The sequence below is a fragment of the Paenibacillus sp. FSL M8-0228 genome (genome assembly GCF_038007385.1).
Classification (GTDB): Bacteria; Bacillota; Bacilli; order Paenibacillales; family Paenibacillaceae; genus Paenibacillus; species Paenibacillus polymyxa_D.
In genome coordinates this window covers 4,044,107-4,067,744 of the sequence record NZ_JBBOXA010000001.1, presented here as the reverse complement: position 1 = coordinate 4,067,744, position 23,638 = coordinate 4,044,107, and the positions used below count along the sequence as shown (strand labels likewise).

Annotated in this window: 23 protein-coding genes and 1 pseudogene; 18 read left to right on the top strand and 6 right to left on the bottom strand. The window is 45.6% G+C overall.

Features of this window, described 5'->3' with window-relative positions; all coding sequences use genetic code 11:
* Positions 1-38 precede the first annotated feature (38 nt).
* A complete protein-coding gene (locus tag MKY98_RS18195; RefSeq protein WP_069010486.1) occupies positions 39-596 on the bottom strand; it encodes a YdhK family protein in 558 nt (185 codons plus the stop codon).
* Between the two features lie 289 nt (positions 597-885).
* Here MKY98_RS18195 and MKY98_RS18190 point away from each other — a divergent pair, with 289 nt between their 5' ends.
* The 3 genes and pseudogenes from MKY98_RS18190 to MKY98_RS18180 form a co-directional block, all read left to right on the top strand.
* Positions 886-1,725, top strand: coding sequence for a MetQ/NlpA family ABC transporter substrate-binding protein (locus MKY98_RS18190; RefSeq protein WP_069010487.1), 840 nt, complete (start codon positions 886-888; stop codon positions 1,723-1,725).
* A gap of 69 nt (positions 1,726-1,794) precedes the next feature.
* Positions 1,795-2,970 (top strand): aminotransferase class I/II-fold pyridoxal phosphate-dependent enzyme, encoded by a 1,176-nt coding sequence (locus MKY98_RS18185; RefSeq protein WP_081317528.1) that lies wholly within the window; start codon positions 1,795-1,797, stop codon positions 2,968-2,970.
* 4 nt (positions 2,971-2,974) lie between these two features.
* Positions 2,975-3,112 (top strand): annotated as a pseudogene (locus tag MKY98_RS18180) (phosphorylase family protein); the annotation flags it as partial.
* 174 nt (positions 3,113-3,286) lie between these two features.
* Here MKY98_RS18180 and MKY98_RS18175 read toward each other — a convergent pair.
* From MKY98_RS18175 to MKY98_RS18160, 4 genes are all read right to left on the bottom strand, one after another.
* Positions 3,287-3,772, bottom strand: coding sequence for a DUF5381 family protein (locus MKY98_RS18175; RefSeq protein ID WP_069010490.1), 486 nt, complete (start codon positions 3,770-3,772; stop codon positions 3,287-3,289).
* Positions 3,765-4,601 (bottom strand): hypothetical protein, encoded by an 837-nt coding sequence (locus MKY98_RS18170; protein ID WP_069010491.1) that lies wholly within the window; start codon positions 4,599-4,601, stop codon positions 3,765-3,767. The genes MKY98_RS18175 and MKY98_RS18170 overlap by 8 nt, the downstream gene beginning before the upstream one ends.
* A gap of 35 nt (positions 4,602-4,636) precedes the next feature.
* The gene (locus MKY98_RS18165) at positions 4,637-5,722 is read right to left on the bottom strand and encodes a WXG100 family type VII secretion target (protein WP_069010492.1); all 1,086 of its coding nucleotides are present in this window, start codon (positions 5,720-5,722) and stop codon (positions 4,637-4,639) included.
* Between the two features lie 269 nt (positions 5,723-5,991).
* The gene (locus MKY98_RS18160) at positions 5,992-6,738 is read right to left on the bottom strand and encodes a hypothetical protein (protein ID WP_039274388.1); all 747 of its coding nucleotides are present in this window, start codon (positions 6,736-6,738) and stop codon (positions 5,992-5,994) included.
* Positions 6,739-6,897: 159 nt separating this feature from the next.
* Here MKY98_RS18160 and MKY98_RS18155 point away from each other — a divergent pair, with 159 nt between their 5' ends.
* From MKY98_RS18155 to MKY98_RS18135, 5 genes are all read left to right on the top strand, one after another.
* Positions 6,898-7,824: a cell division protein ZipA C-terminal FtsZ-binding domain-containing protein gene (locus tag MKY98_RS18155; protein WP_069010493.1), complete on the top strand. Its 927-nt coding sequence runs from the start codon at positions 6,898-6,900 to the stop codon at positions 7,822-7,824.
* A gap of 20 nt (positions 7,825-7,844) precedes the next feature.
* On the top strand, positions 7,845-8,546 hold the full coding sequence (locus MKY98_RS18150) for a DUF1963 domain-containing protein (protein ID WP_069010494.1): 702 nt from the start codon (positions 7,845-7,847) through the stop codon (positions 8,544-8,546).
* A gap of 177 nt (positions 8,547-8,723) precedes the next feature.
* A complete protein-coding gene (locus tag MKY98_RS18145) occupies positions 8,724-9,194 on the top strand; it encodes a DUF6097 family protein (RefSeq protein ID WP_029515525.1) in 471 nt (156 codons plus the stop codon).
* Positions 9,195-9,246: 52 nt separating this feature from the next.
* Positions 9,247-9,714, top strand: a complete 468-nt coding sequence (locus MKY98_RS18140) for a hypothetical protein (protein WP_069010495.1) — start codon at positions 9,247-9,249, stop codon at positions 9,712-9,714.
* 78 nt (positions 9,715-9,792) lie between these two features.
* A complete protein-coding gene (locus MKY98_RS18135) occupies positions 9,793-10,590 on the top strand; it encodes a hypothetical protein (RefSeq protein ID WP_069010496.1) in 798 nt (265 codons plus the stop codon).
* Positions 10,591-10,618: 28 nt separating this feature from the next.
* On the opposite strand, the gene MKY98_RS18130 is transcribed toward MKY98_RS18135, so the two are convergent.
* Positions 10,619-11,041: a hemerythrin domain-containing protein gene (locus tag MKY98_RS18130; protein WP_029515522.1), complete on the bottom strand. Its 423-nt coding sequence runs from the start codon at positions 11,039-11,041 to the stop codon at positions 10,619-10,621.
* Between the two features lie 169 nt (positions 11,042-11,210).
* Between MKY98_RS18130 and MKY98_RS18125 the strand changes: the two genes are divergently transcribed.
* The 10 genes from MKY98_RS18125 to narI all read left to right on the top strand — a co-directional run bounded on the left by MKY98_RS18125 (position 11,211) and on the right by narI (position 23,603).
* Positions 11,211-11,999 (top strand): YwiC-like family protein, encoded by a 789-nt coding sequence (locus tag MKY98_RS18125; protein ID WP_069010497.1) that lies wholly within the window; start codon positions 11,211-11,213, stop codon positions 11,997-11,999.
* Positions 12,000-12,013: 14 nt separating this feature from the next.
* On the top strand, positions 12,014-13,129 hold the full coding sequence (locus MKY98_RS18120) for a TIGR04053 family radical SAM/SPASM domain-containing protein (protein WP_069010498.1): 1,116 nt from the start codon (positions 12,014-12,016) through the stop codon (positions 13,127-13,129).
* Entirely contained in the window at positions 13,113-14,534 is a 1,422-nt protein-coding gene (hemG, locus tag MKY98_RS18115) for a protoporphyrinogen oxidase (protein WP_029515519.1), read from the top strand. Before MKY98_RS18120 ends, hemG begins: the two co-directional genes overlap by 17 nt.
* 109 nt (positions 14,535-14,643) lie before the next feature.
* Positions 14,644-15,363: an iron-sulfur cluster repair di-iron protein gene (gene ric, locus MKY98_RS18110; RefSeq protein WP_029515518.1), complete on the top strand. Its 720-nt coding sequence runs from the start codon at positions 14,644-14,646 to the stop codon at positions 15,361-15,363.
* 29 nt (positions 15,364-15,392) lie between these two features.
* Positions 15,393-16,247 (top strand): molybdate ABC transporter substrate-binding protein, encoded by an 855-nt coding sequence (modA, locus tag MKY98_RS18105; RefSeq protein WP_069010499.1) that lies wholly within the window; start codon positions 15,393-15,395, stop codon positions 16,245-16,247.
* A complete protein-coding gene (modB, locus tag MKY98_RS18100) occupies positions 16,244-16,921 on the top strand; it encodes a molybdate ABC transporter permease subunit (protein WP_069010500.1) in 678 nt (225 codons plus the stop codon). The genes modA and modB overlap by 4 nt, the downstream gene beginning before the upstream one ends.
* Positions 16,922-17,119: 198 nt before the next feature.
* Positions 17,120-20,794 carry a nitrate reductase subunit alpha gene (locus MKY98_RS18095; RefSeq protein ID WP_069010501.1) on the top strand — a complete coding sequence of 1,225 codons (3,675 nt, stop codon included), beginning with the start codon at positions 17,120-17,122 and terminating at the stop codon, positions 20,792-20,794.
* Positions 20,784-22,361, top strand: a complete 1,578-nt coding sequence (gene narH / locus MKY98_RS18090; protein ID WP_028542275.1) for a nitrate reductase subunit beta — start codon at positions 20,784-20,786, stop codon at positions 22,359-22,361. Before MKY98_RS18095 ends, narH begins: the two co-directional genes overlap by 11 nt.
* Entirely contained in the window at positions 22,354-22,920 is a 567-nt protein-coding gene (gene narJ, locus MKY98_RS18085) for a nitrate reductase molybdenum cofactor assembly chaperone (RefSeq protein ID WP_029515514.1), read from the top strand. The genes narH and narJ overlap by 8 nt, the downstream gene beginning before the upstream one ends.
* Positions 22,920-23,603, top strand: a complete 684-nt coding sequence (gene narI, locus MKY98_RS18080; protein WP_029515513.1) for a respiratory nitrate reductase subunit gamma — start codon at positions 22,920-22,922, stop codon at positions 23,601-23,603. The genes narJ and narI overlap by 1 nt, the downstream gene beginning before the upstream one ends.
* The last annotated feature ends 35 nt before the right edge of the window (positions 23,604-23,638 follow it).

The following is a 23,638-nucleotide window of genomic DNA, read 5'->3' as shown; positions in this document are numbered from 1 at the left end:
CCCTTTTGTTATCACAAGCGACCTGTGCTGAAAGAGTTCTAATGGGCTGAAAGCTCACTCTCCGTCACCCATTTATGATTTTTGACAGGCTCTCCTCCTGTAGTCGGCGTATAGTCTACCATATATACGGTCGTTGGCTCGGCGGAATCAATGGTAGCCTTAGCCCCATCCATCCCCTTCATATGATCTGCTGCAAGGATAACCTCTGTGCCCGGTGCATAGGGCTCGCTGCTTGCATCCTTAATCTCTTCATGAATAACCCACTTATGATTATTCACTTTCTCTTCTCCAGTGGTTGGTGTATAGGAGACTGTATAAGCAGTAGTCGTATAAGCACCCACAATCGTGGCAGTAGCCCGATTCATGCCTGCCATATGGTCAGCTCGTATAGTCGCTTGACCACCAACTTTGAAGGCTGGATTTTCAGCTTCTTTTAATCCGGCAGGAAGCTCACTGGAAGTGGAATGGTTCATCTCCGATGTGTCGTGCTGTTGACTGCTGTTTGCCGTGTGCTCTTGGTTTGGCGCGTTACTGTTCCCGCACCCACTCAAAATCATCATGACTGTACCAGCGAGCAAAGCCCATTGCATTCTCATATTTAATAGCTCCTTTAGGGTTTTATTTTCATATCAATTATACCCCCAGGGGGTATAATTGAAACGGAATAATATTACAAACTTGTGAAGTGTTTTTACCTACAAGGGGATCGCCTGTTGTGATCCCTTATTTGTTATGCAGAAGATGCGTAATTAAATGTTGTTGACAGTGAATAAAAAATCATTGTAATATCTATAAAACGCATCAAGTTACTTGGTATTTTGAGCGACTGTAAACATTCTAACTCACCAAAAGTAGAAGATATCAAGGAGCAGGGGGAGACATCAAATGAAGAAACCATGGATTTCATTTATATTGCTGCTGGGAGCAGTCGTGCTTTTTATTTCAGGCTGCGGCAGCAAGAATACGTCGGGCAATGCTGCGGGTGAAGAAAAGAAAACACTGCATATCGGCTTTAATCCTGGTCCATATAGCGATCAGTTTAAGAATGGTGTGGCTCCATATTTGGAGAAGAAAGGATATAAGATTACATATAAAGAGTTTACAGACGGTGTTCAGCCCAATGTAGCCGTGGCTAAGGGGGATATTGATGCTAATGTGTTTCAGCATTCGCTTTACCTGGATTCTATGAATAAGCGGGAGAATATTGATCTGATTGGTGCTGTACAGGTCCCGACTCCTCCAATGGGATTGTACTCCAGCAAGCATACCAGCCTTGACGAAATCGGCGATGGAGCCCAAATCAACCTGCCCAACGAGCCAGTCAATATGCTGCGTGCGCTGAATATTTTGAAGGAAGTAGGCTGGATTACGTTAAAGGACAATATCGATCCATTGCAAACCTCGGTGAACGACATCACCTCTAATCCGCATCATCTGCAATTTGTTGCTACCGATCCGGCACAGGGGCCACGTGTACTGAAGGATGTTGATTTTGCGGCTATACAAGGGAACTTTGCTGTATCGAATGGAATAAAGCTGACCTCGGCATTAAAGCTTGAAAATATGACAGATCCGTTCACGAACGTGGTCGCTGTGGACAGCAAGAACAAGGATAAGCCCTTCGTCAAAGACATTATTGAAGGATATCATTCAGATGAATTCCAAAAGTACATCCATTCGAACCCTGATTATGAAGGCTACAAGTTGCCAAGCTATTTCAAATAATATGGGGCATTATCTTCTGCGGGCTGACGTTGTCAGCCTGTATCTTATGGATAGAAGGTGGATATGAACGTGATTTTTTCATCCTCTGATCTCGTCAAGGCTCTGCCTGACAACTATTTTAGCGCAATAGATGACAAAGTGAATCTGTATAAAAGTAAAGGAATAGATGTAATTAATCTGGCAGCCGGCAACCCGGATCAGCCAACATCGGCGCATATTATCAGCGCTTTGAAGGAAGCGGTTGATCAACCGATCAATCAGGGCTATCCGCCTTTTCATGGAAAAAAAAGCACGCTGGAGGCTGTCGCCGCGTTCTATAAACGGGAGTATCAGGTGGAGCTGGATCCTGACCGGGAGATTGCCATATTCAACGGCTCAGCCATAGGCGTAATGGGGATTCCACAGGCGCTGCTGAATCCCGGTGATTGGTTATTGACCACCGATCCGGCATATCCCCAATATTATTCCGCTGCTGCGCTGGCAAGAGCCCATATTCATACGATTCCGCTTGATGAGAAGCTTGGTTTCTTGCCTGATTATACAACCGTGCCAGAGGAAATCGCAGAGCAGGTCAAATTGCTTATGATTAATTATCCGAACAATCCGACTGGAGCCGTAGCTACTGCAGATTTTCTGACGAAGACGCTGGATTATGCCGCTCGGTATCAGTTTCCAGTTATGAATGATTTTGCTTACGGTGCTCTTGGATTTGACGGGCATAAGCCGATTAGTTTATTGCAAATCCCCGGCGGCAAGGAGTATGGCGTCGAGACGTATACAGCTTCCAAAACGTATAACATGGCTGGATGGCGCTTCGGATTTGCGGTTGGAAATGCGTCCGTTATTGGTGCGCTCAAGCATTATCATACGCATGCCTACAGCACTGTTTTTGGCGCGGTACAGGATGCGGGAGCTGTCGCATTGCTGGGCACCCAGGAGCCAGTACAGGAGCTCGCGAAGTTATATGAGCGGCGCCGTAATGTTCTTATTGCAGCGTTACGAGGTATTGGCTGGGATGTAGCAGCTCCCCAAGGGTCTTTTTTTGCCTGGTTCAAGGTGCCGGAGGGGCATACATCGGCTTCCTTTGCAGACTTTTTATTGGACGGGGCGCACGTTGCGGTCGCTCCTGGAGAAGGCTTTGGTCGTGCAGGAGCTTCTTATGTGCGGGTCAGTCTGGTAAACAGTGAGGAAAGGCTGCTGGAGGCGGTGCAGCGTATCGCAGCGACGGGTGTTTTTCAAGTATAAGCCGGAATACAAGGAAGTTATTTTGCTGCAATCAGGAATTGGCAAAGCGAACGCTGCCTCGACTACGGCCCTGCTGATTGAGCGTTTTAGCCCAGAGCTTGTCATTAATACCGGGTCTGCGGGTGGGCTCGATCCAGCGCTGCTTGCTTTTGCGACAGAAGCGCTGGCGGAGACCAGGATTGAGGGGAAGATCGTCAAGGGTTTGATTACGACGGCAGACTCCTTTATCCGCAGCCAGTTTGGTATTCCATTTTTGGCTGCGGCCAATTCGGCCGCATATGATAGAGACAAGCTTTGATATATTCAATGGCACTATTCAGGAACGTTTTTTCTTCGACTTGCCATGCTGGTTAATGAGAGTTCGAAGTTGTTTCCCGGTTTGGTTCAGCTCTATATCGTTCAACACATAGTCGGTGCTGACTTCCCAGGTGCTGTGGTCATTCAGATGAAAAATAAAGGCGGGAAAGCGAGGGCGCAGCCATTTGCGGATGGAGGCCCCTTCGAATTCGACTTTAGTGATTGCAGCCCACGGGACAGTTCGAATACCATCTGAAATGCTGTGCTCGTCAAAGATGAACAGGTAGGTATCCTTTCGAAGCGTTCTGCTCAAACAAACCACGAGATAGCTACCGAAAAAAGGAAGTCCGACAATGGCGGACGTAATAAAGAAGAAGATTTGTAGAGCTGAGATATCTTCGTCGATAAAAATGAGCAGCAGCAAAAACAGACAAATAAGCACAAACATCAAGCTGCCCATGGCTTTCCAAAATGCCAAAGATCTTCGATATACAATTTTATCCACGGAATACCGCCTCGTCGGGAACAAACGCCTGAATGAAATAAGTTATCCGTTCTATCCAGTCAGCTTCGGTCACACTTTCAATTCGCAGACATGGAGTGGCCTGCATATCCAGTTCTGTATTTCTTACAATCCACACATCATTCTTTCCTTTAAGAACAAATAGCAGATTTGTAACAGAAGGACCATTTTCATCCGTATCCGTGTATACCATTTGGCTCAAATTATCAAGGCTACACTGATTACGATCAAAATCCTCCCGCCAGTCTTGTATCATTTGTTGAGCCGACTCATGAAGCTTCCACGTTGTCATTTGCTGCATGGTGAAGTTGGATGAGGTTAACTCATTCCACTGTTCTTCGGTCAGATCGACGTATCGGCTGTGCGCATTGAAGTTCGGAGCAGACAGGCCGAACAGTTGATCAATGTCGTGGTGCCAGTCTTCTGGAGAAGACCAGCGAAAGAAATGGAGTTCATTGTGACTGGAGAAATGATACAGAAAACGTTCATTTCCATGGTGTATCGTTAACGTATTTTGCTTATCTTGTTGCTCCTTAAAGCCACGTAGCATCTGACGACTTTGTACCAGATGAGCTAAAATTTCAACAATGAACGCATCAAATTCGAGCTGTTGTTGCTCGTCATCCCGTTGTTCCATCAAACCCTTGGATATCATGCTATGCGTTGCGGCATGAAAAAGTAGTTCCCAGCGATCTTCGGTTAGTTCCCCGTAATAAGATTGGAGCAGACCAGAAGCCATATCTTCTGCGCCCAATGCGGTCAAGGCAAAACCTAGCTCCTCAAGCGTTAAAATTACCGTTTGTTTGTCCATAGTCAGGCTCCTTCTCCATCTGTTAGGTGTGTATATTATTTAAATAATTTGCTGGCCCAGCGTATCCCTTTTTCCGCAAATTTGGCGACTTTTCCGCCTGCCCAGCTTCCCACTGTACCGCCGACGTATGCCCCGACGGCTGCGCCGACCGGACCACCGATAGCACCGCCTATGGACCCCAAAACGACAGCGCCGCCATAAGTTGCGGCGGTTTTAATCGCTACGTTAGAAGCAGATACAGCTACATCCGTTCCGGTAAGCTTCCCGCTTTTCCATTTTCCAGCCAGACTGATACCCTCGCCCACAATATTCATGGTGGCATTAATAGGGTAGAGCTTTTTGGCAATCATACCGGGAATTTGGCGGGTGGCTATGCCGTAACGTCCTTTTTCCACCCCGGCGATGACGTTCCGTGTCCACTGAGGAAAGCTGTTGGCTTTGTTGAATCCGAGGCCGAGCTTACCCATTTGAAGCTTTCCAGCTAAACGATCGAAGCCCTTTAACCCCTTCATCACAATACCCGGTTTGGCGAATTGGCGGTTTAGGCTTTTGCCTAAATTACGCATAAAAGCATTGTTACCCTTGCCTTTCACCCATGCCGCATTATGTATAACCGCTCGAGTGGGATTCTTCAGACTTCTCTTGAATTCTACTGTTTTGGTGAGCACAAGTGTGGAAGCCAGACCGCTATAGATCGCTGTTCCGGCAAATCCTAGTTGCCCGCGCCATTTGTTGGCCTCTGACAGGCTGTTAATGGCTATATCTGCTGGATCGGGTCCTTTTTTCCCGGAAGTTGCCCCTTCGCTGTTGCTGATCTGTCCGCTGTGATCTCCTTTGGTAATCCCCGTGTCTGCTTGGGTGTCTGTTTCCTTGAATTTTACTGCAATGGAACGCAGCTCTGTGCTGACAGAACTGACAGTTTGAGTGAAAGCATCCATTTGTCCACGAGCTTTATGAAAATCCTGATAAAAGCGCTGCTGTGTTGTTCCTGCCCAGCTATTTTCTAACATCTGAATATGCTGTGACAGTTGTCCGCAAATTTGTGCCCCCAGCTCACGTGCCTGTGCGAACTGCCTGGAAACTGCTTCTAGTTTCTCAGGAGGAACCATAATTTTAGCCATGATGTCCACCTCGGATGATTAAAATAATTACTTATATTTTAGTGAATCCAGTGGGGGTTAGCAAAAAAAGGGGGGGATTTTAGTGAAAAATAAGTCATTTGTATGAGTTCATGAGGGTGCATAAGGGAGAATAGTAGGAGGTGTATGATCCGAAGTTCTTATAGCCATTCATAACGAAACGAAAAAAGCCACTCTTTTCAAATGGAGCTTTCCATTAGAAAGAGAGGCCTTCTTGCGTAGAGACTAATATATATTTCGCGTCGGTTTAATTACTTTAGCGGAATCTGCTTGGACAGCTTTTCAAACTGCTGCAAGTGAGGAGTGACCTTGGCAGTAATACCTTTGAGATACTTAATGGACGCTTGTCTTTGGCGTTCTTTGGTAGCAGTCTCTTCAGGGAACATGGAGTATTCCTTTTGGACAGAGCCATTTTTATAATTTACGGAGAAGAGGTCTCCTTTTTGCCACCTTTGGACCAGATCTTGATTACTGTGTAAGATATTTATTATTTCATTGCTATTTTTATAAGTGAAGCTGTAGTCTGGATCGGCCACAGCGTGGATCACTTGGTAGCCGTTCTGTAATCCATTGTTCTGAAAAGTACCTACTTGGATCTCGTTCGAACGTACGGTTCCATCCGTTTGCGTCACTTTTTCAGTCTGCGTACCCTTGCCGCTCATCGTGTCATTGCTCCATGTTCCGTTGTATACGACTTTATGATTCTGTCCATCTGCATCCGTGTATTGATTTGTATATTTTCCGGTACCTGATCGCTTGCCATTCACAAAATCACCCGAATACTGCTTATATTCGCTCCATTTGATCGTACCACGTCCGTTAGGCTGCCCATTCTCGACCTCTCCATAGTAAGTAGTCTGACCGGATAGCTGAAGCAATTCCTTGGTTGCAGCCGCATTCGCCGCAGGTGTACTTACAGACAGCGCTCCAGATATCAGCGATGCGGACACCATAATAGGCAGTGATAGAGCCTTCCCTTTTTGCCAAAGTTTTTGCATCATGAGTTCTCCCCTTTCGAAGCTTTGAATTTCTAAAAGTTAAGTTCAACAACCCAGCACCGTTTTTATACTATTTTGTGCTTGGTGATTTATAGTTTAATATATATTGAGAATTATAGGAAACTGTAAAGTGAAAACAGCTAGTTAGGAGAGAGATTCATGAATTTACCCGAACATGGGAGTGAGGATGTATCGAGCATCCTTGCCGTGGAGTTGGAACATGAGCCTGTCAAGACCATAAAAGGAATCCATCAAGTGGAGCCTGATGCTAATATCTATTGGCTGATTGATGTGGAATTTAGTGGTTTTACGTTGTCAGATGAGGATATTTTGCGATTGCTCAAAGGATATATCGTGTATGGGCATGTTCATGATTTACAGGTGTGGACTAGTGTGGGGCGCAGACCAGCAGGCGAATGCCATTTTGATAAAATTTGTGTTTGTATAGATATATTCGATAATGTAGAGATGCAGGTTTGTTTGGATGAAGTCAAGGTTGCAGACTTTATGAACACACTGCCAGCGCGTTTTCAGGAGAAGGGAACTGTTCATGTGCTTCCTCGAGAGGATGCTCACCATGCACGTGCAAAGGCGGAAAAACTTAAAGCATTTACAGATCAGGAAGGTGAAAGGGAACACGCTGTCATGCTTAGGCTAGTAGCGGATCAAGGCCAATCTTACCGTGGAGCGGATATCTGGGATGTCATGCTGAGTCTCGGAATGGAGTGGGGAGATATGGACATTTTCCATGCACACCATCACGGGACGGGAGGTTATGATGAACTATTTAGCGTACATACGGGAACCGAGCCTGGCTTTTTTTGGTTGAGTACACTCGCAGAGGATCGCTTTGCAGATTTAATTTTCAGTATGGATGGGGTGCGAACCGCGCAGCCGCAAACGGTGTTTGAGGTGATGTGGAAAAGTGCCGAATATGCACGCACCAGACTCGGTGGGACATTAGTGAATGAACAGGGTCTGCCAGCTGTGCCGGAAGATTATCTACATCAGATTCAAGAGATGGAAGATCGAATAAGAGAGTTTGGATTTAAAGCAGGCGAGGATGTTGTTCTGTTTCTATTCTAGATTAGAAAGGAGTGATTTCGTTGTCCAGCAACGCTATTGAGAAGCTAAGAACGATTCTAAAACGTAAAGCTACGATTTTTCATACAGGGGGTCGTAGACCGTCGGATTCCCTTGAACAAAGCTGGATTGGTAGAGTTACAGTGGCTTTGCCAACAGAGGAACGACCCATTGATGTACAGGGGAATGCTATGGCTCCGATCATGCAATTGTATTTGCCGACCTTGCCCTTTGTCCCTGAAGCTATGCGTAGCATCAAGCTGTTGACAGTCTTCCTGTCTCCCGATGTACTGGATCATGAGGACATGGAAGGGTATATGTGTATTCGTGAGTATACGTCGGTAGAGGATTTGGTCGAAAAAGATTTTGGTCCGTCATTTATGCAAATCAAAGCATTTCCGCTGTTCCCTGAACTCAAAGAGAATGATTATCCGGTCTGGGACGGTGATGACATCCCTGAGGAATACGGCGATGCCCTTAACCAAATGGACGAGGAGGAACCCGACTATTTTGAGGACATCGTAGAGGAAATATATGCGGTTCACAAAATCGGTGGCTATCCCAGCTTTATTCAATCGGGCATTGACTTTGGCGAGGGCTATGAATTTGTATTTCAGATTGCTTCGGATGCCAAAGCCCAATTGAATATTGTGGATGGAGGCAGCTTTTATTTTGCCAAGCATCAGAATGACGGAGTCTGGCGGGGTTACTTTGATTTTTACTAATAGGCTCATTTAGAGAGCAGTCTGGAACCGATCGTTTTGTAGAGCATGGCAACCCTATATACTCGTAAGTTAGATACTATTGAAGTGGAGTGAAAAGATATGAATGTTTTAGGTCAGCTGGGATCTGCTATCCAGAGTAGTTTATTTATTCAATCCGATGAAGTGGAGTGAAAAGATATGAATGTTTTAGGTCAGCTGGGATCTGCTATCCAGAGTAGTTTATTTATTCAATCCGAACTGAAGAAAGCTCATGCATTTATTCAGGAGCACGATCTGCCTGTAGAGCAGGTAGAACATGATTTTCACAAGCAGATCATCGTGCTGGAGCAATATGCGGGAACTCGCGTTTTTCAGCGAGGGCTTGCCAAATACAAAGTAATCAATGCAATGCTTATGATTATATCAGTGATCATATTGCTGGCAGCAGGCATCGTTGCAGCAATGGAATATTTACAACCCGAACGACATTTGCTGCAAGTGCTGGCGAATGCCATGTTTGACTATTGGGTTCCCTCTATTACTTTGCTCAGTGTTGTATTCGTGGGTGTGATCGTTCTCGCCATCGTTAGAACTGTTTATGCCAAACAATTACATACGAGGGTGCTAGATCGGGCCTGGCAGGCCATTTTCAATCATGTGGACAAATAAGGGCAGAGAGCAACTGTAGGAGATTGGCATAATAGCTGAAGGAGTGGCAGCAATGAATGACTGGGAATCGGGAATCATTCAGGTCGATGGTGAGCGTGCGATTTACTCATCTTTAACGGAAGATCAGTTGTTAGAGGCCGATTGGTATTCGAAATATTTTCATTCTGTAAGAAAGCTAGGAAATGAGTATATCTGGTATCATTTCGATCAGGTTTCTTTGCTGCGTCGGCATTTTTTTGTGTCTGTATGCTTTAAGGATACCAGCCTAGTTGTCGCGGAGATTTCGCTCCAGGGCAATGAATTTCCAACTTCGTGGGATAATTGGTCTGAAGAAGGGGAGAGAAAGCGGCAAAGGGAGCATGATCGTTTGTTACAGCAACATTTGTCCGTAAAGCCAAGCTATCGTCAAACAAAACCTTACCCCTATATGGAATATGAACTGAACTGGGGGAAAATCTCTTCTTATTTTGACCCCCGGTCGGGAAATACGGCCATTGCTTTTAAGTATAAAGATGAATAGTGATCTTACATAAAATACACGACAACCCTGCGCTTTGTGCTGGAGGTGAGGGTGTTGGATGAGTAAGGGAGATATGTTGTGGATAAAAAGGCGAAAAAAATACTGATGAACACATTCTGGTCCTCTAGCGGCTGGAAGCAGGAGCGGGGATCTTTTTCGGGTGAGGATTTTGAATATGCCAAAAGTAAGGGCTTGATGTTCGATCCGATCACCATTACACATAACGAGATTATAAACAGGCTGCATGAGCTGCACCAGCAAAAGGCTACAAAAGAACGAGTGGCAGCAGCATTTTTGCATAGTCTTTCCACGAAAAAGGTTCATTTACGAAGCGCCTTATCGAGCTGGGCATTAACCGCAGGGCTTCCTTTGCACACCTATGGGGAGCGGCCTGTCGTCCTGCCCAATTACAGTAGCTGTGGGGATTGTAATTTTAATAAATTGATGTCCGATAAGGAATACGTCAATAAAGATTTGAATGTGCTAAATTTTGAACGAATCAAATGGGGCGGTATTCGTCTGAACCACCTTCTGTATTGCTGGATGGACCTTGAATTGTTCAGTCAAGAAGAGGATGTTCAGGTTTCCGATGAGGATCTAGCTATACTCCATAACATGCTCGAAGCTGTTCAGAACTGTGATGCTCAAAGCAGTGCACGTCAATTGGAAAAGCGCTGGAAGGATGTGTTTCCATCCAGCAAAAACGAGCGTGATGTCGTCATGGAGGTGTGGGGATATGCCGGACTGCTGGTCCCACAGGACACGCCTCGTAAACGACAGCACGGCAATCATGATTTTTATTCCGTAGCAGCCTGGCAAGGAGATGACGGATACTCACAAGAGGCGTTGGACTATTTCTTTGGTACGTTTTTATAGAGAATGTGAATCGTTATGCACATCTTGATTATGACGGTTGCTCAAACAGCAAACGTTCTTCTTCCCGACTATGAATGGCATTGACAACCAGAAGCGCGTGGAACTGTTGAAGAACTTCAGGCGTAAGCCCTTCTTCACGGATCCCGGCTTTGAGTTCTTTTACAATGATTCGGAGCAGATCATGATCTCGTGTAAGTTTGACGACAGCCTCCTGCAGTTCCGGTTTTTTCTCGACCATTTCCTGATAGAATCCTTCCTCTTCTGCATCAGCATGGCTGAGAATGCGGGTTTCCCAATATTCGATCAAGTGGTCGGCAGCCTGGCGCGCCACCTGGAATTCTTTCGCTTCGAGTAATTCCTCTACTTCTCTCGTCTTATCTAGAGCGCCAGATAGCCCGCCTTGATGAATGGCATGATGAGCATGCAGTTGACGTAAAGAAGGTCCTCCCATAACAGTTCATCCTTTCTTTGTTCCCTTTTTTAGTACAGTATAGCATAAGAAAATAGCGTTATTTTTCCGGTTAGGATTTTCCCCTCTAAGGAAAAGGGAACTCCCTAATTGGTTCAATTTCATATAATACTTAGAATGAAGTTAGAAGATAAAACTCAATCTTGGGGGAATGGATGATGAATCGATTAACCGAAATAACAGACATAAAAAAGATTGTGAAAAAAGGATCAAGGGTTTGAGGGGGATGAGCAGATACATACCCAATCAACATGGAGCCTGGGCTATGCTCATTCTTCCATTTTTATTCGGTTTAGCTGCTTCTCGAGGGGATCTCATTCATATACCCCTATTTGTGTGCTGGTTTTTTATCTACTTATTCAGTTTTCCTGTCCTCCAATGGATCAAAACAGGCAGCAGTGAAAGATACCGCAAACCCGCCGTTGTATATGGAGTGATATTACTTCCTTTGTTAATTTCACTGATATGGTTTGAGCCTGCCTTGATCTGGTATGGAGTTCTTTTATTGCTCTTTTTTATGGCTAATATTTATTTTGCGAGAACGAAAAATGAACGTGCTTTACTCAATGACATTGTTGCAATTTTACTCTTTTGTTCTTTTATATATCCCGTTATTTATATGGGGGGAGGAGAGGATTGGAGGGTAGCAACAGAGCTATTCTTGCTTTTGGTGCTTTACTTTATCGGAACTGCTTTGTATGTCAAAACGATCATTCGTGAAAGAAAAAATATACGTTACCATTATGCTTCCGTTATCTATCATGCGGTGATTTTGTTGTTTGCTATTTGGTTAAAGTTATTTCTGTTTATTCCTTTTTTAATTTTTTTGATAAGAGCCATTTGGCTTCCTAAACTCGGATTAAAGGCAAAACAAGTTGGCATGGCGGAAATTGGATTTTCAATGATGCTCTATGTTTTTGTGTTGTTTTTATATTTCTAAAAGGAGAGACATCAATGATATCTTTGAAAACGCCGCGTGATTATCATACTGACCCGTTTATAGTCATCTGGGAGGTTACACGAGCTTGTGCTTTAAAGTGCCTTCACTGTAGAGCGGAAGCTCAGTACAAACCTGATCCTCGCCAACTGACACTAGAAGAAGGTAAGAAGCTAATAGATCAAATCGCTGAAATGAATCATCCGTTGCTTGTATTCACAGGCGGAGATCCTTTAATGCGTCCTGATCTGTTTGAACTGGCTCAATATGCAATTGAAGAGAAAAATCTGTCGGTTTCAATGACCCCCAGTGCCACTCCTAAAGTGACACGAACAGCGGTAGAAAAAGCAAAGCAAGTTGGATTATCGCGGTGGGCATTTAGTCTGGACGGTTCATGTGCCGAGATTCACGATCATTTTCGGGGTACAGCGGGTTCTTACGATACGACCATGCGAGGAATTGGTTATTTAAAGGAACTGAACATCCCTATTCAAGTGAACACTACGGTATCCCGGTACAATCTTCATGATCTGGAGCAAATTGCAGAAAGAGTAAAGGAAATGCAGGCCGTGTTATGGAGTTTATTTTTCCTTGTTCCAACTGGACGTGGCATGGAGAAAGATATGATTACTCCTGATGAGCATGAAGCCGTAATGAAATGGTTGTATCAAATACAGCAACAGATGCCGTACGGAGTGAAGGCTACAGAAGCTCCTCACTACCGGAGGGTCGTGCTGCAGCAAAAGCACAGCGCAGGTGAGAACAGTGTAGCAGACGGACAAAAGAGGGCAGATGTTTTAGGACGTGCTCCTAAAGGCGTAAATGACGGAGATGGATTTGTTTTTATTAGTCATATCGGCGAAGTATACCCGAGTGGTTTCCTGCCTCTTATGTGCGGGAATGTACGAAAGGATAGCTTGGCAGACATTTATCGCAACTCTCCGATCATGATGAATCTTAGAGATAAGTCCCTACTTAAAGGTAAATGTGGAGTCTGTGAATTCAAGGCTGTCTGTGGGGGCTCCAGAGCAAGGGCTTTTGCAATAACAGGAGACTATTTGGAGAGTGACCCTTATTGCGCTTATATACCCGGGGTTGGAGAGGAAAAGTGTTTTCATGAAGAAAAGTTCTAAAAAAGTCGTTATTCTCGGTGGAGGAATAAGCGGTTTAAGTGCTGCCTTTTATGTGAAAAAGCTGGCTGAGGATCGGCAACTTGAAGTGGAGATTACACTGGTGGAGAAAAGTGAACGTCTAGGAGGAAAACTGCAAACCGTTCGCCAAAACGATTTTATGATCGAAAAAGGACCGGATGCTTTCTTGGCCAGAAAGACGGCAATATTGGATTTGACTATGGAGTTGGGGCTGGAAGCAGATCTGGTATCGACAAACCCGAAAGCCAAATCTGCTAGTATTTTGCATAAGGGCAAACTTCATACGATGCCGATGGGCTTCATTCTGGGCATTCCAACAAAGCTCACTCCCTTCATTCGGACAGGACTTATTTCTCCGCTGGGAAAAGCACGGGCAGCCCTGGATTTAATCATTCCGGCAAAGAAAGGTGATGCAGACGAATCTCTAGGTGATTTTATCAAACGGCGTCTCGGCAAAGAAGTTCTGGACCAGATTACGGAACCTCTGCTGTCTGGAATTTACGCTGGGGATACACATTCCCTGAGCCTCATGTCAACCTTCCCTCAATTTAAACTAATGGAACAAAAGCATGGAAGTCTGATTAAGGGTATGTCTAAAGGGGCGGGGAGAAAGCCAGCAGTACAAGACAACCTGCCGGATATCGCTAAGAAAAGTATGTTTCTTTCTTATCGGCTAGGATTATCTTCGATCGTGGAGCGGCTAAAGGAAAGGCTGGATACCGTACGTTTTGTTATGGGGCAAGGTGTAGTTGAAGTAAGGAAAGAAAGCGGTTATCAGGTCATTTTAGAACATGGACAAAAAATAGATGCGGATGCGGTGATTTGCGCTGTTCCAGCTTTTGAAGCGGCTACATTATTCTCCGGCGTTGCAAGCGCTAGCTGGTTACACAAGATTCACTATGTTTCCGTAGCCAATATTGCTCTTGCTTATAAAAACACAGATCTTAATCTTAATTTTGAGGGAACGGGATTTTTAGTACCCCGCAAAGAAGGCAAAAAGATTACGGCATGTACTTGGTCTTCGACGAAGTGGAGCCATACTGCTCCTGAAGGATATACGCTTTTACGGACCTACATTGGACATGCAGGTGCACAGGAGTGGATTCAGATGACAGACGATCAACTTGTGGATGCCGCGCGTAAAGATTTGAAAGATTTAATGGGCCTGGAAGCGGAACCGGAATTCACCGAAGTCAGTAGGTGTGATCGATCAATGCCGCAATATCCGATTGGACACAAAGAGCATATGGCGAAGATCAGACAGGACTTCGCACAGGATTTACCGGGTGTTTTTCTATGTGGTGCCGGCTATGGGGGCGTTGGAATTCCAGATTGCATCGCTCAAGGGAAAGAAGCGGCTGAACAGTTGCTTTCTGATTTTTTATAATCAGGCTCTTTCCACGAATGAAAGAGGGAACCCCCTGATTGGTTCAGCTTTAAGGGAGACGTAGAATGAAAGTTAAGTATAAAATCGAAGTAAGATGGAGGAATGGAAGATGAGCCAGTTAACGGAAGAAACATGGGTGGCGGACATTGTGAAAGCAGTACCCAAAACGGGAGATCTGTTCCGCAAACTGAGGATTGATTTCTGCTGTGGAGGGAAAATATCGCTCCGTGAAGCAGCAGCCAATCAAGGTCTCCACGCTGGTGAACTGCTGACGCAGATACATGAAGTGGAAGAAAAGCAGGCACAGCATAAGCAAATGCAACCTCCTTCACTCGAACCAAAAGAACTAATCGCCTATATTCAAAATGAGTATCATACGAAGCTTCGGGAAGAACTATCGGCGTTAACGCCGTATGTAACCAAACTAACGCGGGTTCATGGCGAACGTTATCCGCATCTAAAGCGAGTTAATGAACTGTTCACCTTGCTTAAACAGGAAATATCGGAACATATTCAATATGAGGAGGACCTTGTGTTTCCGATGATTGAAGCATTTTTACAAGAATCAACAATGGAACGAGCAGATGAGTTAAATCCAATTTTGTCCAAGTTGCAAAACGAACATCAAACGGTGGTGGAATTCCTGAAGGAAATGCGCTTGATCACAAATGGCTTTGAGCCGATGCAGGAAGCTTGTGGTACGCACCGACTCGTATTGAAGCGGTTAGAAGACCTGGAAGCAGATATTTTTAATCATATTCTTCTTGAAAATTGTACATTGATCGAACGTACGAAACAGGCACAGCTAATAGCGAAACCCATTAATTAATGATGAACTAACATGAGGAGCCGAACCAATTGCATAAATTAATTAAAAGTAGCACTGTTTTCGTTTTGGTTATTTCCATCATTTTATTACTTTCAGGGTGCGGTGCGGGGCAACAATCAGCTTCAAATGGTAGCAGCACGGCCCAGAACAACGAGGTCTCCAGCCAGGATTCTTCGAAAAAGGCTGAAACTGTTGAGCTTACCATATCCGCAGCTGCAAGTTTAACGGATGCGCTCAAAGAAATTCAGCATTCATACGAATCAACCCATACAGGTATCCAATTGAATTTTAACTTCGGTGGCTCTGGTGCGTTGGAAAAACAAATTGAGCAAGGAGCGCCGTCGGATTTGTTTCTGTCCGCTTCGAAGAAAAACTTGAAGTCTCTCGTAAATCAGCAGTTAATAGAGAGTAATAAACAAAAAACATGGCTGACGAATGAATTGGTCGCGGTTATCCCAGCAGATGGGACGATGGACATTGCGAGCGTAACCGATTTAACAAAAAGAGAAGTGAAGAAAGTTGCGATCGGAATTCCTGAAAGTGTTCCTGCAGGCAACTACGCACAGGAAGCGCTGACGAAAGCGAAGCTTTGGGACACGTTACAGAGCAAGCTGGTTCAAGCAAAAGACGTTAGACAAGTGCTGCAATATGTGGAAACTGGGAATGCTGATGTCGGATTTGTATATAAAACAGATGCATTGACTTCACAAAAGGCAAAAATCGCCTTTGAGGTGGATCCCAAAGCCTATTCACCTGTTGAGTATCCAATCGGAATTATCAAAGGTTCAAAGCACATTCAAGAAGCCGAAGACTTTTATGCATACCTACAATCACAAGAATCTCTGAATATTATGGCTAAGTATGGATTTACCATACCGAAGTGAGCATGCAAGATATAGATTGGAATGAATATTGGCCTCCTATCCGCTTATCGTTGCAGGTTGCACTGTTATCCAGCGTTCTAGTAATCATATTAGGTTTGCTTGTGGCATGGTCCATGTCACGGTTAGGTTTATTTAAAGGGAAAACGGTTGTTGAAACTGTGCTTATGCTGCCCTTGGTACTCCCACCGACGGTTGTTGGTTTTTTACTACTAATATTACTAGGACGAAAAAGCGGGTTCGGACGTTTTGTGGAGCAATGGTTTGGAGAACCTATTATATTCTCGTGGTGGGCTGGGGTTATAGCAGCGGTGGTAGTGGCTTTTCCTCTTGTCTATCGGACACTGAAAATGGGATTGTCTTCTGTTGACCAGGACTTGGAAAACGCGGGACGTTCGATGGGTGCAAGTGAATGGCAGGTTTTCCGGTATATCACCTTTCCTTTAATTTTCCCTTCTTTTAAAGCTGCCTTTATACTCGGTTTTGCCCGCGGTCTGGGCGAATTTGGTGCTACGTTGATGATTGCCGGAAATATTCCAGGTAAAACACAAACGATTCCGACGGCCATTTATATTGCGGTGGATTCTGGGCATCTTCCTATGGCCTGGGCCTGGACGTGCTCTATCATACTCATTTCTTTTATCATGCTCCTGTTAACGGGCCAAAAGAACAATTAATCTCTTCATATAAGCTTCCCTTTAGCAGAGGGAGGCTTTTTTGTATCTTTCGATAGAACGAGGGATTTCCTGTAGCGCTATAGGACATTCCCTAATGGGAACAGCGATGAATGAATTACATAATGAGAGTAAGCGAATGAACCTTCCCATGGAACTTGCGTTGGGATGATTTATTCTAAAAAGGAGTGTTGGTCATCGATGAAAAAAAAATACAACCTCAACTTTTTTAAACCGATCGAAAGCTATTCGGGAAATTGGTCAATCCTTGAGGAAAAAAATAGAGAATGGGAAAACGTGTACCGACAGCGTTGGTCTCACGACAAAGTGGTTCGGACGACTCACGGAGTGAACTGCACGGGTTCCTGTAGTTGGAAGGTTTTTGTGAAAAACGGCATCATTACCTGGGAAAATCAACAGATCGATTATCCTTCCTGCGGTGTAGATATGCCAGAATTTGAACCGCGAGGATGCCCGCGTGGCGCTACATTTTCCTGGTATGAATACAGTCCATTACGTGTGAAATACCCTTATATGCGCGGTAAGCTGTTGCGGCTTTGGCAGGCTGCCATCCAGGAACATGCCAATCCGGTGGAAGCATGGGCAAGCATTGTGGAAGATCCGGAGAAAGCCAAGCTCTACAAAGCAGCTCGCGGAAAAGGCGGTCATGTCCGTGTCGCTTGGGACGATGTCCTGCGTCTGATCTCGGCGCAACTCATCTATACCATTCGTAAGTATGGTCCTGACCGGATCGCGGGCTTTACGCCAATACCGGCGATGTCAATGATAAGCTACGCTTCAGGAGCCAGATTCATTTCGCTTCTTGGTGGACAGATGTTGAGTTTCTATGACTGGTATGCCGATCTTCCGCCTTCATCTCCTCAAATTTGGGGTGAGCAGACGGATGTACCGGAATCTTCTGATTGGTACAATGCGGGTTACCTGATCATGTGGGGATCGAATGTACCACTTACCCGGACGCCAGACGCTCATTTTATGACGGAAGTACGTTATAAGGGGACAAAAGTTGTATCAGTGGCTCCCGACTTGGCGGAGAATGTGAAGTTCGCTGACAACTGGCTTGCACCACATCCGGGTACAGATGCTGCTGTAGCCCAGGCTATGACACATGTTATTCTGGATGAGTTTTACAAAGAGCGCCAAGAACCGATGTTCATTAACTATGCCAAACAATATACAGATATGCCGTTTATGATTCTGCTTGATCCGCACGAGGGAGCCTGGAAAGGTGGACGTTTCCTACGGGCGAGTGACCTTGGAGATGCTTCGCAGCATGCGGACTGGAAGCCAGTCATATATGACGAAGCAGCGGGGGAAATGCTGGTTCCGAACGGCACGATGGGACAGCGCTGGGAGCAGGATAAGAAATGGAACCTGATTCTGGAGCGGGAAGACGGAACAAAAGTTGAGCCTGCACTCACTGTGGAAGGTCATGGCGAGCAATGGGAAGAAATCGTATTCCCTTATTTTGATAACGCAGGTAATGGAACGTTCAAACGTGTAATTCCGGCCAAAAAAGTACGCTTGGCAGATGGCTCGGAACGTTACGTAGCAACCGTGTACGATTTGATGATGAGCCAGTACGGTGTCGCACGCAATGACAGCTCTCATAACGCCAAGAATTATTACGACGAAGCTTCGCATTATACCCCTGCCTGGCAGGAGAAGATCACAGGTGTGAAGGCGTCTGTTGTGGTACAGATTGCTCGGGAATTTGCCCAAAATGCTATCGATACCAAAGGGCGCTCCATGATTATTATGGGTGCGGGTATCAACCACTGGTTCAATAGTGACACCATCTATCGGTCCATCTTGAACCTTGTCGTGTTGACGGCTTCCCAAGGTGTAAACGGGGGAGGCTGGGCGCATTATGTGGGTCAAGAAAAGCTCCGCCCAATCGAAGGCTGGTCAACGATTGCCTTTGCAAAAGACTGGCAAGGGGCGGCTCGACAGCAAAATGCTACATCGTTTTTCTACTTTGCAACAGAGCAGTGGCGTTACGAAGAAAGTGGAACAGACACCTTGAAGTCACCGACTGGCGGGGATGTCAGTTACAGACATCCAGCAGACTACAACGTGCTCGCAGCGCGTCTGGGTTGGCTGCCTTCTTATCCACAGTTTAATAAAAATAGTCTGTTGTTCGCCGAAGAGGCAGCGCAATTAGGCAAAAAGTCCAACGAGGAAATCATTAATCATTCTGTGGAAGAGATTAAATCACGTAAGACACGCTTCGCTGTAGAAGATCCTGGGGCAGCCGAGAACTTCCCGCGTTCACTCTTTGTTTGGCGATCCAATCTGATTTCCAGTTCGGCGAAGGGGCAAGAGTATTTCATGAAGCATTTACTCGGAGCATCTGATGCCCTGCTTGCCCGGCCGAACGAGGAGCAGAAACCGGAGGAAATCGTCTGGAGAGAAGATGTAGAAGGAAAGCTTGATCTGATGGTTGCACTTGATTTCCGGATGACGACAACCCCATTGTACGCGGATATCGTGCTTCCGGCGGCAACCTGGTACGAGAAAACGGATTTGTCGTCCACCGATATGCATCCTTTCGTACACCCGTTTAATCCGGCCGTTAATCCACTGTGGGAATCCCGTGCGGACTGGGATATTTACCGCCAGCTTTCCGAAGTCTTTTCTGATATGGCGAAAGAGTACCTGCCAGGTATATATAAAGACCTTGTGACCGCGCCGCTTGCACACGACAGTGTGGGTGAAATTTCACAGCCGATGGGTCTTGTAAAGGATTGGACGAAGGGTGAGATTGAAGCGACCCCGGGTAAAACCATGCCGAATTTCAGCATCATCGAACGTGACTATACTAAAATTCACGATAAATTTATCTCACTCGGTCCGAATTTGACTACTGGGAAAGCAGGTGCGCATGGCGTCAGCTTCTCCGTAGCAGAAGAATATGAGGAAATGAAAAAGTTGAACGGAGTTTATTACGATGAGTCCATTAAAGACGGACTGCCAAAAATCCAGACAGCTCGCCAAGTGGCCAATGCAATTCTTCATCTTTCATCCGCGACTAATGGACGGGTGTCGCAAAAGGCTTATGAGCAGGCAGAAGAGCTTCACGGTGTTGAACTTAAAGACATCTCGGCTGATCGGGCAGCGGAAAGAATCACTTTCCAAAGTATCACGGCACAGCCTCGGGAAGTTATACCGACACCAGTATTCACTGGATCGAACAAGAAGGGACGCCGCTATTCACCATTTACAACGAATATTGAACGTCTCGTTCCGTTTCGTACTTTGACGGGAAGACAGCATTTCTATATTGATCATGAGATTTTCCAACAATTTGGAGAATCATTGCCGATCTACAAACCGACGTTGCCACCGATGGTGTTCGGTCCTCGGGATCGGGAAATAAAAGGCGGACAAGATTCACTCGTGCTTCGCTATCTGACACCGCACGGTAAATGGAATATTCACTCCACCTACCAGGATAACCAGCACATGCTTACACTGTTTCGTGGAGGTCCTACCGTATGGATCAACAATGAAGACGCAGAGGCGCACGATCTTGCTGACAATGACTGGGTAGAGGTATACAACCGTAATGGCGTCGTAACCGCCCGGGCCGTTGTCAGCCATCGGATGCCAAGAGGGACTATGTTCATGTACCATGCTCAGGATAAGCACATTCAAGTGCCAGGCTCTGAAATCACGGATACACGCGGCGGTAGTCATAACGCACCAACAAGAATTCATCTCAAACCAACCCAGATGGTCGGTGGATATGCTCAGCTTAGTTATGGATTCAACTATTATGGTCCAATCGGCAACCAGCGTGATGTGTACGTTGCGGTACGTAAAATGAAGGAGGTTAACTGGCTTGAAGATTAAAGCTCAAATTGCCATGGTCATGAACCTGGATAAATGTATTGGCTGCCATACGTGCAGCGTGACATGTAAAACAACCTGGACGAACCGCAAAGGTGCGGAATATATGTGGTTTAACAATGTGGAGACTAAACCCGGTATCGGTTATCCGAAGCGCTGGGAAGATCAGGAATTATATAAAGGCGGCTGGCAGCTCCGCAAAGGGAAATTGGAATTGAAGTCAGGCAACAAGCTGTCCAAGATAGCACTGGGTAAGATTTTTTACAATCCAGACATGCCGGAAATGAAAGATTATTATGAGCCCTGGACTTACAATTACGAGCAACTGACCAACGCCGGTGAACAGAAGCATTCACCTGTGGCACGCGCGCACTCTGCGGTAACGGGTGAAAAAATGGATTTGGAGTGGGGTCCAAACTGGGAAGATGACCTGGCGGGTGCGCATGTAACCGGTCCGCTTGATCCAAATATTCAGAAAATCGAAGAAGAGATTAAATTTAACTTTGAGAAGTCGTTCATGGTTTATCTCCCACGGCTTTGCGAACATTGTTTAAATCCGAGCTGTGTCGCGTCCTGTCCTTCAGGTGCTATGTACAAACGGGACGAGGACGGAATTGTGCTCGTGGATCAGGAAGCATGTCGCGGCTGGCGGTATTGCATGACGGGCTGCCCATACAAAAAAGTGTACTTTAACTGGCAGACGAACAAAGCGGAAAAATGTACCTTCTGTTTCCCACGTGTGGAAGCAGGCCTGCCGACAGTCTGCTCCGAGACATGTACAGGACGAATTCGCTACCTCGGTGTTATGCTGTATGACGCGGATCGGGTGCTTGAGGCCGCTTCTACGCAGGACGAGAAAGAGCTTTATAAGGCGCAGTGTGACCTGTTCATGGATCCTAGTGATCCGGCAGTGATCGCTCAAGCGAGAAAAGACGGCATCTCGGAGGACTGGATTGAAGCAGCGCAGAACTCGCCGGTCTACAAGCTTGCCATTGAGCACAAGCTGGCATTCCCGCTTCATCCGGAATATCGCACATTACCTATGGTCTGGTATGTTCCACCACTTAGCCCGATCATGAATTACTTTGAAGGGAAAGACTCGATTGAGAATCCTGATATGATTTTTCCGGCTATCGAAGAAATGCGTACCCCTATTCAGTACCTTGCCAATATGCTGACGGCGGGCGACACCCAAACCGTGAAGGAATCCTTGCAAAGAATGGCTATGATGCGCTCCTATATGCGTGCTCAATCCACAGGACAATCTTTTGATGAAAGCCGTCTTGAGCGCATTGGCATGACACCTCGGCAGACTGAGCAGATGTATCGGCTTCTGGCGATTGCCAAGTATGAGGATCGTTTCGTCATTCCAACGTCGCATAAAGAAGGATATTCGAATCCGTACCGGGCTCAAGGATCTGCGGGTTACGGCGATACCATGGGAAATATGGGTTCAGGATCTGGATGTGACGGCTGTAGTATGGCAAGTTCAATGGGGATGGAAGAGCCTTTGAAAACGGGAAAAGAAATGTATGAAGAAAACTTCTACGGGGGTATTTGGCGTGATTAATGTAGCGAAGCTGTATGAATGCAAGCCATCATTCGGGTTTTTCGCCCAACAACTCATGTACCCGGAAAAGCTGGATTTTCATCCGGCTTTTCTGGAAGCATCGTTTGATCCAAACCATCCGGCATATACGTATGCGAACACCTACTGGTCCCTTATGCAAGAGTTCAGTATGGAAGAGATTCAGGAAATGTATACAGAAACCTTTGATTTTCAAAAAAATTGTGCACTATATATGACTTACTTCAAATTCGAAGATGCAAAAGAACGGGGACAAATGTTGGTCAAGTTAAAGGTGCTATACGAGATGTATGGTCTTGAAATGCCAGATGGTGAGCTGCCAGATTACCTTCCGCTCATGTGTGAATTTCTGTATGCCGCCGAATGGTCGCAAGATCCGAAGACGACAGAAAACTTCCGCATGCCAATCGCGATCCTGGAAGACGGCACATATCATTTACTTAAAGCGCTGGAGAAAATGGAAAGCCCGTATTTTCATCTGGTCAAGGGACTGCGCGAAACGCTTAAAGCATGCGTAGAACAGGAGGCAGCTGCGCAATGATGATGCTAGAGCAGTTTTTATGGGTTATTTTCCCTTATATGTGTGTGGTCGTCTTTATTGTAGGGCATATTTTCCGCTACAGAAATGATCAGTTCAATTGGACAGCGAAATCAAGTGAGTTTATTGAAAAGAAACAATTGATGATCGGAAGTCTCTTATTCCACCTGGGTATTATCCCGGTTATTATGGGTCATGTATCCGGTCTGGGCATACCCAAAACCTGGATGCATGCACTGGGTGTAAACGATCATCTATATCATATTGGAGCAGTTTATATTGGTGGAATATTTGGAGCGATGACGTTCCTCGGTATGTTGATTCTTACCTCTCGTCGATTTACAATACGCAATGTGCGCCATTTAAGTACGGCGTCTGATTTGATAGTAAACGTATTGCTTTTGGCCATTGTATGCATGGGGATGTTTGCGACTCTCGTAACGAATGCGGTACAGCCAGAATTCGATTATCGAGAGACGATCTCAATCTGGTTCCGCGGTTTATTCGTATTCCGTGTCGACCCGACACTGATGAGAGACGTACCGATGTCCTTCAAGCTTCATATTCTTATGGCCTTTGCGATTTTTGCATTCTGGCCGTTTACCCGGCTTGTACATGTGTGGAGTGTTCCGTTGAATTATGTGCGCAGAAGTTATATCCTTTACAGAAGACATAAATCGAATTAGGAAAGCGGGCTCTGCCTTCTTTCCTAATTCTATTA

Coding starts and splice junctions, on each gene's coding strand:
- MKY98_RS18125 (WP_069010497.1), top strand. CDS start 11,211: ATGGATGATGAATCGATTAACCGAAATAACAGACATAAAAAAGATTGT.
- narI (WP_029515513.1), top strand. CDS start 22,920: ATGATGCTAGAGCAGTTTTTATGGGTTATTTTCCCTTATATGTGTGTG.
- MKY98_RS18165 (WP_069010492.1), bottom strand. CDS start 5,722: ATGGCTAAAATTATGGTTCCTCCTGAGAAACTAGAAGCAGTTTCCAGG.
- MKY98_RS18120 (WP_069010498.1), top strand. CDS start 12,014: ATGATATCTTTGAAAACGCCGCGTGATTATCATACTGACCCGTTTATA.
- MKY98_RS18130 (WP_029515522.1), bottom strand. CDS start 11,041: ATGGGAGGACCTTCTTTACGTCAACTGCATGCTCATCATGCCATTCAT.
- MKY98_RS18160 (WP_039274388.1), bottom strand. CDS start 6,738: ATGCAAAAACTTTGGCAAAAAGGGAAGGCTCTATCACTGCCTATTATG.
- MKY98_RS18140 (WP_069010495.1), top strand. CDS start 9,247: ATGAATGACTGGGAATCGGGAATCATTCAGGTCGATGGTGAGCGTGCG.
- MKY98_RS18095 (WP_069010501.1), top strand. CDS start 17,120: ATGAAAAAAAAATACAACCTCAACTTTTTTAAACCGATCGAAAGCTAT.
- MKY98_RS18195 (WP_069010486.1), bottom strand. CDS start 596: ATGAGAATGCAATGGGCTTTGCTCGCTGGTACAGTCATGATGATTTTG.
- hemG (WP_029515519.1), top strand. CDS start 13,113: ATGAAGAAAAGTTCTAAAAAAGTCGTTATTCTCGGTGGAGGAATAAGC.
- MKY98_RS18155 (WP_069010493.1), top strand. CDS start 6,898: ATGAATTTACCCGAACATGGGAGTGAGGATGTATCGAGCATCCTTGCC.
- ric (WP_029515518.1), top strand. CDS start 14,644: ATGAGCCAGTTAACGGAAGAAACATGGGTGGCGGACATTGTGAAAGCA.
- MKY98_RS18145 (WP_029515525.1), top strand. CDS start 8,724: ATGAATGTTTTAGGTCAGCTGGGATCTGCTATCCAGAGTAGTTTATTT.
- MKY98_RS18190 (WP_069010487.1), top strand. CDS start 886: ATGAAGAAACCATGGATTTCATTTATATTGCTGCTGGGAGCAGTCGTG.
- MKY98_RS18170 (WP_069010491.1), bottom strand. CDS start 4,601: ATGGACAAACAAACGGTAATTTTAACGCTTGAGGAGCTAGGTTTTGCC.